This is a genomic window from Fodinicurvata sediminis DSM 21159, from assembly GCF_000420625.1.
GTDB lineage: Bacteria > Pseudomonadota > Alphaproteobacteria > Kiloniellales > DSM-21159 > Fodinicurvata > Fodinicurvata sediminis.
The window spans coordinates 1-14,533 of the sequence record NZ_ATVH01000007.1; the positions used below are offsets into that span (position 1 = coordinate 1).

A 14,533-nucleotide genomic window follows, 5' to 3' on the forward strand; every position below is an offset into this window, starting at 1 on the left:
CAGGCCCGGCAGCTGTCCTGCGCGCGCCTGGCGGCGCCAGCTCGAGAGGTGCTGCGGGCGCAGGCCGTGGCGCCGCGCCACCTCGGCAACGCGCGCATCCGGCTCAAACGATTCCGCGACAATCCGCGCCTTGGCCTCCTCCGTCCAACGCCGCCGGCCCGTCGGGCCCTCCAGCACATCAAGGCGCTCGACACTATGGTCGAACTCCTCCACTAACAAATGTTGGTCCATTTGGTATCCCGTATTTCGATAACACTGGGACCAACAGTAACCTATACAAACCCGCTACTGGAGTATGGGGCTCTCGCACCGCTTACGCAGTATCTGGAGGAGCGTCCGGTGCTCAAGGCCCTCTACGCGGCCAAGCAGCGCCTGATGCGCTTCCTGCTGATGAAGACCCTGAATGCCAAACGCGCCAAAAAGGTCCTGCTGCGCTTCCTGGCGCTCCTCGAGCAGTTTGACAAGAGCCCGGCCAAAGCCCTGGCCACGACGCTCCGCTCCTGGCTCGAGCCGATTGTCCGAATGTGGCGCTTTTCCAAATCCAACGGCATCACCGAGGGCTTCCATACCAAGATGGAGATGATCTTGCGCCGTGCCTTCGGATTCAGGAACTTCGAGAATTACCGCATGAGGGTGCTCGCCCTCTGCGGGTGGAATGGTATAATCAACCGGGTCTGATGAATGCCCATCCCCCGTTCATGGGGAAGAGCCGAAAAATGGTGAGCGCGGCTGGGATTGAACCAGCGACCCCTACGATGTCAAGAGTTGGGTCCCTCAATAAATCTCAGGAAAAACCGAAGCTTAAGGTACCTCGAATCTACTATATGATGGATTCTCACCGCAAAATTGACACCGCAAAGAAGAAGCAGGGGAAGCGTTCCGAAGGTTGAACTGCCCATTCAGTAGTCACTGTCTGGAAGCTCATCATATGATTGAGCTTGAGCAAGCCTGTCTTTCCCATAGTATTTGCAGAGAAATTCACGCGTAAATTTTCCGCTCTTTAGATCACGAGATAGTTCTGCTAACAGCCGATCATCAGGATTACCATAACCTCCTGCTCCAGGGCTTTGCATGACTGCTGTTTCTTCTGAATTGATCTTCATGGGGTGGGGTTTACCAGGGAGGGCTATCTCGGTGCCATCGGTACTGCGAACCCGGAACTCCCCAGGAGTACCATTTTTTCCGCCAAATAGTCCCCATGGTGCGTGTCGAAAGCGCTCGCCTGCGCCGGTGAACTCACAAGTGTGCTCGATGGGACGAATTTCCCTACATAGAGCAAGGCCTCCCCGATGCTCTCCAGCGCCCCCAGTATCGGCAGCAAAACCATAGGCTACCACCTGTAGAGGGTACTCGGTCTCTATTGCTTCGACCGGAAGATTGGCCGTATTTGCAATGTGCTGTTGTACACCATCTTTACCATCCTTGTAGGCACGAGCTCCACAACCACCGCCTAGGGTTTCAAGATATAAATAAGGACGGTTAGTTCGCGGATCTGTTCCTGAAAATATTGCTGTCGTATTGCTCCCATTGCTAGCAGCAATAACGCGATCAGGGATCGCACCTGCAAGCGAACCAATAACCGTGTCAACGACTCGCTGTGTGGTATGCGCTCGAAAGGCTACAGCAGCAGGAAAATAGGGATTCAGAACGCTACCCTCCGGAACCCTAACGCTGATTGCGTTGATCATTCCCTGATTGTTAGGAAGATTTGGGTCAAGTAATGCCTTCATAGCATAGCAGACAGCTGATACGGTAGCATTGTATGGGCAATTAAAATTGCCGATTACCTGGCCTGCTGTACCCTCAAAATCAAAAAATATCTTTTCCCCGGATACCGTGACACTTAACCGTATATAAATATCCTCGGTTCCTGCCCCATCATCATCAAGAACATCTTCAAAATAATAGGCACCATCAGGGATTCTTTTAATTGCCTCATGCATTCGCATTTCGGTACGGTGAATTACCTGATCAAATACAGATGTAAGCTGATTGGTTCCGTACTCCTCAAAAAGGCCCTTCATGCGCCGAGCGCCCAATCGGCATGCGGCTACTTGAGCATAGTAATCGCCGCGCCTTTCGTCAGGCATTCTTACGTTTAGTAGGAGCAGACGAAAGAGCTCGTCATTAAGCACTCCAGCTTCAAAAAGCCGAATCAAAGGAATACGAACCCCTTCCTGGTAGATATCTCGCATAGCTGCAGACATGCTACCCGGCGCCATGCCACCTATATCTGCGTGATGCGCGATATTGCAGGAAAAAGCTACAAGTTCACCTTTATGAAAAATAGGCATAGCAAAATTTACATCGGGAAGGTGGCTTCCGTGTGCAGCATAGGGGTCATTCGATATAAATATATCCCCATCGTATATCTCATTTTTCGAAAAGCGATCAAGTATAGAACGTACATTTCCTAGCATGGATGTAAGGTGAATTGCTTGAGTTTTTTCAGCCTGAACTATAATATTACCATCTGCATCCATAATGCAGGTGCTGTGGTCGTGCCGTTCCTTTATGTTTGTGGAATAGGCACTTTTCATAAGTGCAACATAAGTTTCGTCTGAAACAGAGCGTAGATTATTATGAATAACCTCTACTGTAATAGGATCGACCTTGTTGAATCTAGAATTCAGGCTATTTTTTTCAGCCATGGTTAACCTCAATAATTAGATTGCCAGAATTGTCTACTGTTAGCTTGTCATTGGGATAAAGGGGGATTGTGGTATCGAGCTGTTGTATTAGCGCAGGGCCGGTCATGCTGAGACCTGGAAAGAGGTTCTCGCGTTGATAGACTGGCGCGTTTACTGGGGCATGCTCGTCGAACCATATCTCCGTCTGATCGATTGCTTGAAGCCCATCCACAACCGAGGTCTCCCCATTGGTAGTGGCTTGTCGCTCTATCGAGGCTATGGCTCTGATATTTACAATTTCAACAGGATCACTTTCTGTATGGAAGCCATAAAGACGCTCGTGCTCTTGATAGAAATTCGCCTGAAGTGTTTCGAGGCTGATGTTTATGTTGTGTGCAGGCTCGCTAATAGCAGCTAAGGGGACAGGAACTTCGAAATTTTGGCCGACATATCGCATATCGGCTGTCAGCGTGATATCCCATTGGCTGGAATCGGCTTCTTGCTCCTTGAGCCAAGTACCAATGGAGCTTAGTAAGGCACTAGTTGTTTCATCCGTGCGCATTTGAGCGTCGGGTGCCTGCAAGGGAAGGGTGATCGTCTGCACGAAATCCTCTTTGACGCTAGCCGTATGAAGGCCAATTGCGCAAAGAATGCCAGGGTGCATGGGGATCATGATCTTTGAAATTCCAAGTTGGATAACCACGTCGCGGGCGTGCAGAGGACCAGCTCCACCAAACGCGACAAGTGTAAACTCGCGGGGATCTACACCGCGCTCAACAGAGATGCCGCGGATTGCACGTACCATGTTGGCAGTAACAATGCGTAAGATCCCCAAAGCTGCGGTCTCTATTGAAACGTCCAGACGCTCAGCGATCGGACGCAATGCATTTCGTGCTGCGCCAAGTTCGAGTGACATGCGTCCACTAAGAAGTTTTACTGACAATCTGCCGAGAACAGCGTTCGCGTCCGTGACCGTCGGCTCCATCCCACCCCGGCCATAGCATGCTGGACCCGGTTCGGCTCCGGCTGATTTGGGCCCGACTTTCATCAGCTCATCGACGTCGAACCAAGCTATAGAACCACCTCCCGCGCCTACAGTTGATACATCCACCATTGGAAGTCTGACCGGGAAGCCGCCAATTTCCCCCTGAAAGCTGAGGTTCGGTATAAGATCGCGGATTAATGATACGTCTGCGCTTGTTCCTCCCATGTCGAATGTGATCAGTCGATTGTGACCGGCTACGCGGCATGTCTCGATTGCGCCCGTGACGCCAGCTGCTGGTCCCGAAAGAGCCGTACGTACGGGGAAACGGTGAGCAGTATCGATGGGCATGAGGCCACCGCTTGACTGGCTAATTAGGATTTTACAGTCAGGACTTTCAGCAGCGATGCAATTTTGCAGATAATCGAGGTAGGCGGAGAGCCCGGGTTGTAGGTATGAGTTTAGGATAGTGGTGCTGAATCGCTCGTATTCCCGAATTTCGGGGCGCACCTCGCATGACATAGATATACAAAGGTCTGGTATGCGTTCGACAAGCGCCTCGGCCAACCTGCGCTCATGCTCAGGATTGCGAAATGAGAACAGCAGACAGATTGCTACCGCATTAACGTTTGCTGCACGAACTGATTTCACAATGCGAGTGATTTCCTCCTCAGTCAAAGAAGTTGCTACATTTCCATTCCACGATAGGCGTTCATGTGCTTCAAAACGAAGATGGCGTGGAACTAGAGGTGGCGGGAAATCACTGTGCATGTCATAGTTGTAGGGGCGCGTTTGCCGTCCGATTTCAAGAAGATCTTTAAAGCCTTCTGTGGTGACTAGTGCGACTCGAGCGCCGCTTCTCTGGAGCAAGGTATTCGTTGCTACTGTCGTCCCGTGCGTGACTTCTGATAGATCAGCTAATGAAAACCCGTATTTCGAGAGGCCTTCTTGGATCCCGGTCAAAATGGCTTTGGCGGGGTTGCTTGGCGTTGAAGGTGTTTTGTATACCCATGACGTTGGTATTCCATTGCTCTGAAAAAAAAGGTCGGTAAAGGTTCCGCCGACGTCCACTGCAACCTTGATTGTCATTGCTGACCTCCATTAAATACCGGGTGTATAAAAATGTCTTGTTAGATCATTCTGTCAAGTCATTCATTAGCACTCAGTGTTCAGCTTGACATTCTTGGCTGGAGGAGCTTACGCAATACCCGCATTTAGCTACAGGAAATGAAGATGATTGAGACAGCTGGCACGAAAGGACGTGGTCGTCCGAAAGGCACGGGTAGTCAGCGTGTCTATACAGCGATACGTGAACGTATAATTCGGCTCGAACTCGAGCCTGGTGCTGACATCGACGAGAAGAGTCTTGTGGAGGAGTTTCAGGTTTCCCGAACACCCATCCGCGAAGCCCTGATCAGACTTTCCTCAGAAGATCTTGTAACGCTACTTCCAAATCGTGGAGCGCGGGTTACAACCATAGATCTGGACACAGTACGCGAGCATTTCGAAGCAATGGAATTGTGCCAGCGGGCTTTGGCGCGGCTTGCTGCGTTACGGCACACCGTAAATGACTTGGAAGAGGCTCGTCGATATGCAAAGCAGTTCTCAAATGCAGCGGAGGACCAGGATTATCGCGCTATGGCTGAGGCAAACCGAAGGTTTCACATGGCTATGGCCGCTTGCGCACGAAACCGCCATTTTCTTAAGCTCTACGATTCCCTGCTTTCAGCAACACTGCGCCTTGCGCAAATCTCTTTGTCCACAGCACCGATACAGTTGACTGACAGTGAGGCGTATTATGATGAGATTGATGCCCAACACGAAAAATTAGTTGAGCTTGTTGCCATGCGGGACGCAGATGGAGCCGAAGCCTTGGCTAAGGATCACGTGCGTCTGTTCAGATCACGTATTCTTGCTTACATAGAAGACAACAGTATTGGTGACGTGGGCGCCGACTTGTCAGACAATTGAGCTTTAGTTAAGCGTTAGATTCATAGCACCTCAAGCAGCAGGCCTTCCCTTCATGCGCCTCTCGTGCTGTCAGTTTAAGGGCGGTAATGGTCTCTCGTTATCCGCCAAGTAATAGATTTTTCTGATCAGGTTACCGTGGGTGTGCCACATGCCGCCGTCGTGATCTTCTTTTTATCACCACGGCTGGCTGATCGACGCGGACGCCAGAAGAGGCGATCATGATGATGCAGGCTTTGTTAGCTTGGGTGATTCGTTCAGTTCCGCATGTGATGGATTGGGTTCAGTTTGAATCGTTGAGGCTGTGACGTCCAGGCTTTGCAGATGAACTCATAGGGCGTGAGTCCGCCCAACGTCTTCAGTCTTCGTGCGAAGTTGTAGGCTTTCACGAAGTCGTCGCGATGGGCATCCAGCTGGCTATGACTGTCATAGTGGAAGCGCTTAACGGTGGCGTCCTTGATGGTGCGGTTCATGCGTTCCACCTGTCCGTTCGTCCAGGGATGACCGATTTTGGTCAGGCGGTGCTCGATGCCGTTCTCGGTGCAAACCCGTCCGAAGATATGACTACTGTCATGGATATCCTCGGCATGCAGGGTGAATTGGACACCATTGTCAGTGAGCACTGTGTGGATCTGGTAGGGAACGGCATCAACCAGGTCCCTGAGAAACTGGGCAGCAGCCATTTTACCGGCCTTCCTGACCAGCTGGACAAAAGCGAACTTGCTGGTGCGGTCGATGGCGACAAAGAGATAGATTTTTCCTTCACCTGTGCGCAGCTCAGCAATGTCGATGTGAAAGTACCCAATCGGATAGCGTTTGAACTTGCGCTTGGCTGGCTTCTCTCCCTTCACATCCGGCAGGCGGGAGATGCCATGGCGCTGCAGGCAGCGATGCAGAGAGGATCGTGTCAGATGGGGGATGGTTGGCTGAAGGGCATAAAGGCAGTCATCCAATGGCAACAGGGTGTGCCGCCGAAAGGCCACGATCACGGCCTCTTCCTCGAGGCTGAGAACGCTTGAGGCTGGTTCCTTGGGACCAGTTTGCCTGTCCGTGACGGTCGCCCGCTTGCGCCATTTGAGAACCGTCTTCGGATTGATCCCATAGGTCTGGCGCAACTTCGCGGCCGAAGCTTCCGATCGCTGTATTGCAGCTCTGATGGCGTGCGTGGTCGTGGCGCAGCTGTGTAGAACTTTGCCAATAGAATTTGCTGCATCCCCGCATGAGGGATGCAGCAAAAAAACAGCGACAAACACCAAATCAGTATAGGGCAAAGCTTCCTTGACAGGTGGATTTTTGCCGGATACATAAAAATACCTGTTGTATAAAAATAGAGATTCACGATACCATTTCTCATATCCTCGGTGCTTGAATGAGCTGGGTATCGAGTAGCAGTGCATATAATCAGATAAGCGAAATCCACGCTGGGAGGCAAATAATGAGTATACGCAACATCTTTGCTGCAGCTGTTATTGGGGCCGTGGTTGTTCCCGCAGGCTCTAGTGCTCAAGATTCGGAACTGACCTGGGACATGGCAAATGAATATGGTGCATCAACACTTATGGGACAGGCGGACCAGAAGTTTGGTGAGTTTCTTTCTGAGGAAAGCGAAAACCGTATTGAGGTTGTTAATCAGTACGGTGGAGCTCTCGGTATAAAGTCCAACGATATGCTGTCTTCCGTGGGTACTGGGGCAATACCTCTCGGAAATTTTCCGATCCAGTCAGCAGCAGGCACAAACCCACTTTTTCTTGTCTCGAACCTGCCATTCCTTGTGAGTGATCCAGATGAAGCTTTTGCCCTGCAGGATGTCATGCGGCCATACTTGGAAGATATTTTCTTACAGCACGGTGCCAAGCTCCTATATCTGTCGAATTGGCCATCTGTTGGCATTTGGGCCAACGACCCTATCAATGGCCTTGCGGATCTCGAGGGTGAGAAAATTCGGACAAATGACGTAATGGCAACGGAGTTTTTCAAGAAGGCGGGTGCACATCCTTTGCAGATACCTTGGACCGACGTAATCCCGCAGCTTCAGGCAGGTGCGATCTCAATGGTTCATACATCCAGCGCGGGAGGGATTTCCGTAAGTATGTGGGAGCATCTATCTGCCTACACAGATATTGGAATGATGATGTCAGCTAATGCTGCCATCATTAATCTCTCAACATATGAAAAACTAGATGCAGAAGAAAAAACAGCTTTAGATACAGCTGCCCAAAGAACAGAAAAATGGGTTCGAGAGAAATTCAAAAGTGACATCAAAGAGCACGAGATCACTATGCAAGACAATGGCATGGAGATCCTAACCGTGGATGATATTTCTTCAGAGGCCATGGCCGAGTATAGTTCGCTCAGCGAGGAATTGATTAATGAGTGGCTTGAAGATACGGGGGAAAATGGCCAAAAGCTTCTTGATGAGTATTTAGAAGAGACGGGCAAAAGTCTCTAATCAAACTAATTTTCTTATCATCGACGAGACAGTTAAACTATGAAGAATACGTCAGGATCCGTCGTTGATAGCACTATCATTTGCTTCGATCGGGCCGCTGGGGGGCTGGCAACAGTCGGCTCTGTCCTAGCGGCCCTTTCGGTCGCTTACTCTGCCATACATATCCTTCTGGACATGGCACTTCGTGTTTTTGGCGGCACATCAACATATGTCATGGATGAGTTCGTTGGTTATGCCGTAGCCTGCTCTGTCTTTCTGGCAATGGGGAAAGCACTGAGGGAAGGTGCGCTGATACGAATGTCTGCTCTGTTGGAGCAAACGGTAGGTCGGACACGTCTTTTACTAGAGATGCTCAGTTCTCTGGCAGCTATCGGAACCATTTTCTTTGTTCTGCATTACCAATGGCTTGCTGTGGAGCGTGCTCTGTTATTGGGCACCACGAGTTATACGGCAGCTAAGGTTCCATTGTGGATACCCAAAGCTCTGATTATGGCGGGCTTGTTTATTTTATTAGTTGTGCTTGTGGCGCATTTCTTTTCGTTATGTCGTCCAGCACTGCGGTCAGTCGCACTTTCTAGAACAACCTCTCAGAAAACCGGTGAGTAATGGACCCCCTTCTCACAAGCGCACTCGTTGTCCTGCTGATCCTATTTTTATTGTCCATGGGTCTCTGGGTTTTTGCTAGCTTGTTACTGGTATCAATGATCAGCCTTTTTGTATTCGCGGATTTTTCTCTTTCGCGTATTGGTTTGATTATGGAGCCCAATATTTGGAACGCGGCCACAACGTGGGAGCTTTCTGCAATCCCTCTTTTTATCTGGATGGGAGAGTTGTTTTTTAAAACCCAGATATCGGAGCAGCTTTTCCGTGGCCTACTCCCATGGGCTGAGCGAGTTCCTGGCAGGCTTCTTCATACAAATGTAGCAGGTAGTAGTCTTTTTGCTGCTGTTAGTGGGTCAAGCACTGCCACTACGGCGACCGTTGGAAAGATTACACTCTCTGCGCTGCGAGAGCGCGGATATAGTGATTCACTTTCTGTTGGATCACTCGCTGGGGCAGGTAGTCTCGGGATCTTAATACCACCGTCAATCCCCATGATTGTGTATGGCATCCAAGCGGAGGTCTCAATTTCTCGCCTCTTCTTAGCTGGTTTATTACCAGGCTTACTATTGGCTATTGTTTTCGGTGTTTATATTATGATTATAAGCACGATTCGTCCAGGAATCGCTCCATCGGGCGCTGCAGAGATTTCTGGTCGTTGGTTCTTCCGAAGCATTATCGATCTCGCTCCAATCCTAAGTCTCATCTTTGTAATCATGGGCGCGATTTATACAGGATTTGCGACTCCATCAGAAGCTGCCGCATTAGGGTTGTTCGCTGCGATCCTACTACTTTGCATCATGCGGCAGCTTACGGGCGCGTTGCTCATTTCTACATTAGTATCGGCTGTCAAAACTTCTTGTATGATTGGCTCAATCCTGATCTCGGCTAGCTTTCTGTCAGCGGCCTTTGGTCTTCTTCACATTCCTGTGGAAGTGGCTCAAACTGTTGCCGCGTTAGATCTATCTCCTGTGATGTTGCTGATTTGTTTATCATTGGTCTACATCTTCTTGGGCTGTTTGTTGGACGGCATATCGATGATAGTCATGACATTACCGGTCGTGCTCCCACTCGTTATTAATGCAGGTTTCGATCCAATTTGGTTCGGTGTCTATCTTATGATAATGATAGAACTTGCGATGATTACTCCCCCAATTGGTTTTAATCTATTTGTAATACAAGCTCTCAGTGGTCGTAGTATTGCTGGTGTTGCTCGATCAGCGGCGCCCTTCTTCTTTCTAATGGTAATTGTTACCGCCTTACTTGTGGCAATTCCAGAGATTGCGATGGGATTACCTGAACTTCTTATGGGACGATGATGTAGGTACTATGATGCAGCCAAACATTGTTAAGATTGGGTGCTGTGCCGGTTTCTCAGGCGATCGATATGATGCCGGAGTTCCTGTTGCGGAAGCGTTAGCATTAGCTGACGGTCCAGCGTACCTTATGTACGAAACGCTAGCAGAACGAACACTAGCTTTAGCCCAGATCCAGCGTCGCTGCGATCCGGAGGTTGGCTATACACCGTACCTAGCGGATTTCCTCCGGCCGGTACTCCGCACCTGCCTAGAAAATGGTATTCCGATCGTTGGAAACTTTGGGGCTGCAAATCCGCCGGCTGCGGCGCGTCGTATTCTGGCTCTTGCTAATGAACTGAATCTTTCTACTCCTTGTGTAGCCACGGTAGAGGGAGACGATGTTCTAGAGAGCTTTGGGGAAAGGACTATTCGTTCCTGGAACAATGATGAAAAACGAGATCTTACTGGTTCCCGCATCATTGCTGCTAATGCTTACTTGGGTGGTCGCCCAATAGCTGATGCCTTATCTGATGGCGCTGATATTGTTGTGACCGGACGATGCACAGACAGTGCACTTGCTGTCGGACCATTGATACACGCGTTCGGCTTGCAACATGATGAATGGGATCGTCTTGCAACAGCTGTGCTAACTGGGCATTTGCTGGAATGTGGGGCTCACGTGACAGGCGGATATTTTGCAGATCCTGGATATAAGGACGTTCCCGGTATGGCTTCGATCGGCTTTCCGATTGCGGAAGTCAGTGCAGATGATATTGCGACAATTACAAAACCGCCGAGAACAGGAGGGTTAGTATCCGCCGCCACAGTAACGGAACAGCTACTTTACGAAATTCACGACCCCTCTGCTTATCTCACACCAGATGTGCAACTAAATATGACAGATGTAGAGGTGGAGGATCTCGGCGAAAACCGAGTGCGCGTAATGGGGGCCCGTGGAGCTCCTCCTCCTGGAAAATTAAAGGTAACTGTATCTATAGAGGGTGACTTCCTTGCCGAGGGTGAAATCGGGTATAGCGGATTGAATGCGCTCGCGCGAGCTAGGCTAGCTGCCCGCACTCTACTTGAACGTATCGAGCTTCATGGTTCGAATTGTGCTGTCCGGTGCGATATAATTGGTGCTGCAAGTATTCATGACAGCATCTACAGCCGTCGATGGCAAGAAGACAGTGTTCCGAGTGAAGGAGACTACCGCGTGCGATTGGCCGGGAGTACACAAAATCGAGCTGAAGCAGAGAATGTCGCTCGTGAAGTTCTTTCACTATATGCCAATGGTCCTGCTGGAGGAGCAGGTGTGCGGTATTGCGTTACACCGCGCGTTCATACTCTTTCAAGCTACATATCTGCTGCAGATATAAAACCAAAAATTACATTCTACGGACAGAGGAAATGACAACCGACATGTCTTTTCCATCTAACACCGCTCCACTTCACAGACTTGCTCATGCTCGCGCTGGTGACAAGGGTAACAGGTTGAATGTAAGTGTAATTGCTTATTCTAAGAATGATTTTGAGCTGCTTCGTGAGCAGGTCACACCACAGCGAGTGAAGACACTGTTTGCGGATCGCAACGTCCAAGTGGTTACACGCTATGAGCTCCCGAAGTTAGGCGCAATGAACTTTGTGATTGATGAGGCTCTTGAAGGAGGTGTCAACAAGAGCCTAAATCTTGATGGGCACGGAAAGTCGCTTTCATTTCGAATACTTGAGATTGAAATAATACTATTTTCCTAATTTTTTCTTATAGTTTTATTTTACAGCGACGTGACCCCAAAGCTTCATCCATTTGGGACTGGAATCGTTGGTTGATTGATCTTGCCCCCAAGTTTGGACCAGCCGGAGCGAGAAAATTCCGGCTTCCTGGCCTCAGGGCAGGCATGCCTGCCCTGAGGCAACTGCCAGTTCCATCGGGGACTTGTCGCCGAGGGAACTGTGTGGGCGGACTTCATTATACAACTCGGCAACCGAACGCCCACAGGACCACCCAACGCGAGCTTCTTTACCCTTGGCATCCCTGGGCGGGCCATCAAGTCCATATTCATAAAGTGATCGATAAGAATGATGCAACGGTCTTCCGCTGCAGTCTTTCGGGCCGGGCATCCGATCGGTGGTTGGAAGTTCCTGCGTGGATGTTTGATCGAGTTTCCAGCGCGCGCTGGCAGATCACGGCTGCACCGTATGTCGAGTTTGCTGCGCTTGGCGCCTTGGCGGTCCTGCTTCGGGACACGAGTACCACATCACAAATGCAGGAGATGGGCGCAATATTGAACTCTCACGAGGCGAATCGGGGAGATATCCATGCCGCGCCCATCCACGAAAGACCAGTTCGACCTGTTCTCAAAGCCGAACGATGCCAAGATGGTGGCGACACCGCAATGGCAGGCGCTGCCGGCGGAGACACGGCGGTCAGTGACGACGCTTATGGTGAGCCTGATCCTCGCTCACATCGACGGCGAGCGCACTCCCGGACAGGAGGAAACGCGTCATGATGCATGAGAAGATTATGACGCACCATCTGGAGCGCAAGGCGATCTTGTATGTACGGCAGTCGTCCGCCCATCAGGTGCTGCACAATCGCGAGAGCGGCACACTGCAATATGCCATGCGCGACCGCCTGACGGCACTCGGCTGGTCTCGCATCGAGACGATCGATGACGATCTCGGCCGTTCTGCCGCCGCCGGCGTCGCACGCGCGGGCTTTGACCGAATGGTCGCCGAAGTCTGCCTCGGCAAGATCGGGGCGGTGGCAGCGCGCGAGGTATCGCGCTTTGCCCGTAACAGCCGCGACTGGCAGCAGCTCATCGAGATGTGCCGCGTCGTCGACACTGTGCTGATCGACCAGGAGACGGTTTACGCGCCACGTCAGGGCAATGACCGATTGCTGCTGGGGCTCAAGGGAAGCCTCAACGAATATGAACTCGATCTACTACGCCAGCGTTCGCTCTCGGCCCGCTACGAGAAGGCCCGCCGGGGTGAACTTGTCGTTGCAGCCCCAGTCGGCTTTGTGAAGGTCGGGGACCGGCTCGAGAAGGATCCCGACCGCCGCGTGCAGGAGGCGATCATCCTGGTGTTCGACAAGGTTGCTGAATTCGGCAGCGCCCGGCAGGCCTTGATGTGGTTCCTCGAACATGGACTGGATCTGCCAGCAAAACGCAATAATGGCGAGGTGATCTGGCGCAGGCCGAGCTACGCAACCATCCATCGGATGATCGGGAATCCGATCTACGGTGGCGCTTATGCCTATGGTAAAACTCGTACTGCACCGGGGTTTGGTCCGTCACCCGCTCACACAGGTGTTCGACGCAAGGCGCGCGAAGAATGGCTGGCACTGATCCCGGATGCCCATGAAGGTTATGTCAGCTGGGAAAGGGCAGAGACAATCCGAAAGATGGTGAGCGACAATGTATCCACAAGCCGACATCATGGAGCGCCCAAGCATGGCGACGCGCTGCTCGCCGGGCTTGTTCGTTGCCGGCGCTGTGGCCGTAAGCTCACGGTGCGTTACACGGGTACCAAGCACAACATCCCGCGCTATTCCTGCTGGCGGGGGCTGCTCGACAATGGCGAACCGCGCTGCATCGCTTTCGGTGGGCTGCGCGTCGATGATGCGATTGAGCAAGCACTCCTGTGTGTCGTCGAGCCTGGCGCGGTAGCTGCCGCTGCCGAGGCCGAAACACAGGCAGTCAGTCGCCGCGATCAGGTCCGGGATTCCCTCAGCCGCGATCTGGAGGCTGCCCGCTACGCCGCCGAGCGGGCTTTCCGGCAATATGACGCGGCCGATCCCGAGAACCGGTTGGTTGCGGCAGAACTGGAGATGCGATGGAACCGTGCCCTCGCGCATGTAGGCGAGATCGAGGGCAAGATCGCCGCACACGACAACGCCACGCCAGGACCATCACCCGTATTGGCAACGGATATCACGGCACTGGCTACAAACCTCTGGACTGTCTGGTCGGCACCGACGACGGATGCCAGGCTCAAGAAGCGCATCGTGCGCAGCGTCATTCAGGAGGTGGTCGCCGACATCGACGATGAAGCCTCCGAGATCGTCCTGTTGATCCATTGGGTTGGCGGCGCCCATACAGAACTGCGCCTGCCGAAGCGGCGCCGTGGACAGCGCAACAGCACCGCCGACGACATTATCGCAGCCATCCGGCAGCTGGTGCTGATCGCCGGCGACGATCTGATCGCCGGCATTCTCAACCGCAACGGCCTGGTGACCGGGCACGGAAATCGCTGGACACGCGAGCGGGTCACGGCACACAGGTCCCATCACAAAATCCCGGTTTTCCGGTCGGCGCCGGACGGGAACGATCCATGGCTAAACCTGAACAAGGCGGCGCGCCTGCTCGGCGTTGCACCGAAGACCCTCAGACTTGCCGCCGAAGCCGGCGAGATAAAGGGGGTCCACCCCTTGCCGGATGGTCCATGGATCTTCAACCGATCGGAACTTGGAAAACCGCAAGCCCAGCAGATCGTTTGCCGGGCCCGGAAGAACCCAAAGTACCCCACGGGATCGCATCCCGATCAGCAAACCCTATTCCCTGCAAAAACATAGAGAGATGGGTGTTATGAAACAGGATTGTAA

The 14,533-nt window shown here is 51.9% G+C and carries 13 protein-coding genes; 9 read left to right on the forward strand and 4 right to left on the reverse strand.

Annotation, left to right across the window (positions count from 1 at the left end):
- Positions 1–231, reverse strand: a 231-nt coding sequence (locus G502_RS0101115) for a transposase (RefSeq protein ID WP_155957763.1), incomplete at its 3' end; no start/stop codon positions are given.
- Between G502_RS0101115 and G502_RS0101120 the strand changes: the two genes are divergently transcribed.
- Positions 232–678, forward strand: coding sequence for a transposase (locus tag G502_RS0101120; protein ID WP_211217781.1), 447 nt, complete (start codon positions 232–234; stop codon positions 676–678).
- 221 nt (positions 679–899) lie between these two features.
- Here the strand turns inward: G502_RS0101120 and G502_RS21800 are convergent, their stop codons facing one another.
- Entirely contained in the window at positions 900–2,651 is a 1,752-nt protein-coding gene (locus G502_RS21800; RefSeq protein WP_081649623.1) for a hydantoinase B/oxoprolinase family protein, read from the reverse strand.
- Positions 2,644–4,701: a hydantoinase/oxoprolinase family protein gene (locus G502_RS0101140; RefSeq protein ID WP_022726826.1), complete on the reverse strand. Its 2,058-nt coding sequence runs from the start codon at positions 4,699–4,701 to the stop codon at positions 2,644–2,646. The genes G502_RS21800 and G502_RS0101140 overlap by 8 nt, the downstream gene beginning before the upstream one ends.
- A 144-nt stretch (positions 4,702–4,845) precedes the next feature.
- Here G502_RS0101140 and G502_RS18070 point away from each other — a divergent pair, with 144 nt between their 5' ends.
- Complete coding sequence (locus G502_RS18070; RefSeq protein WP_162140928.1) at positions 4,846–5,583, forward strand: GntR family transcriptional regulator; 738 nt, start codon at positions 4,846–4,848, stop codon at positions 5,581–5,583.
- Between the two features lie 254 nt (positions 5,584–5,837).
- On the opposite strand, the gene G502_RS0101150 is transcribed toward G502_RS18070, so the two are convergent.
- Positions 5,838–6,779 (reverse strand): IS481 family transposase, encoded by a 942-nt coding sequence (locus G502_RS0101150; protein WP_026988932.1) that lies wholly within the window; start codon positions 6,777–6,779, stop codon positions 5,838–5,840.
- A gap of 236 nt (positions 6,780–7,015) precedes the next feature.
- Here G502_RS0101150 and G502_RS0101155 point away from each other — a divergent pair, with 236 nt between their 5' ends.
- The 7 genes from G502_RS0101155 to G502_RS0101185 all read left to right on the forward strand — a co-directional run bounded on the left by G502_RS0101155 (position 7,016) and on the right by G502_RS0101185 (position 14,503).
- Positions 7,016–8,029 carry a TRAP transporter substrate-binding protein gene (locus G502_RS0101155; protein ID WP_162140929.1) on the forward strand — a complete coding sequence of 338 codons (1,014 nt, stop codon included), beginning with the start codon at positions 7,016–7,018 and terminating at the stop codon, positions 8,027–8,029.
- A gap of 39 nt (positions 8,030–8,068) precedes the next feature.
- The gene (locus tag G502_RS18075) at positions 8,069–8,635 is read left to right on the forward strand and encodes a TRAP transporter small permease subunit (protein WP_022726830.1); all 567 of its coding nucleotides are present in this window, start codon (positions 8,069–8,071) and stop codon (positions 8,633–8,635) included.
- Positions 8,635–9,948, forward strand: a complete 1,314-nt coding sequence (locus G502_RS0101165) for a TRAP transporter large permease (protein ID WP_022726831.1) — start codon at positions 8,635–8,637, stop codon at positions 9,946–9,948. Before G502_RS18075 ends, G502_RS0101165 begins: the two co-directional genes overlap by 1 nt.
- Positions 9,911–11,338, forward strand: coding sequence for an acyclic terpene utilization AtuA family protein (locus tag G502_RS21805; protein WP_245560688.1), 1,428 nt, complete (start codon positions 9,911–9,913; stop codon positions 11,336–11,338). Before G502_RS0101165 ends, G502_RS21805 begins: the two co-directional genes overlap by 38 nt.
- Positions 11,335–11,679, forward strand: a complete 345-nt coding sequence (locus tag G502_RS0101175) for an AtuA-related protein (protein WP_022726833.1) — start codon at positions 11,335–11,337, stop codon at positions 11,677–11,679. Before G502_RS21805 ends, G502_RS0101175 begins: the two co-directional genes overlap by 4 nt.
- Before the next feature lie 564 nt (positions 11,680–12,243).
- Positions 12,244–12,441, forward strand: coding sequence for a hypothetical protein (locus G502_RS0101180; RefSeq protein ID WP_022726753.1), 198 nt, complete (start codon positions 12,244–12,246; stop codon positions 12,439–12,441).
- A complete protein-coding gene (locus tag G502_RS0101185; protein WP_022726754.1) occupies positions 12,431–14,503 on the forward strand; it encodes a recombinase family protein in 2,073 nt (690 codons plus the stop codon). The genes G502_RS0101180 and G502_RS0101185 overlap by 11 nt, the downstream gene beginning before the upstream one ends.
- Positions 14,504–14,533 lie beyond the last annotated feature (30 nt).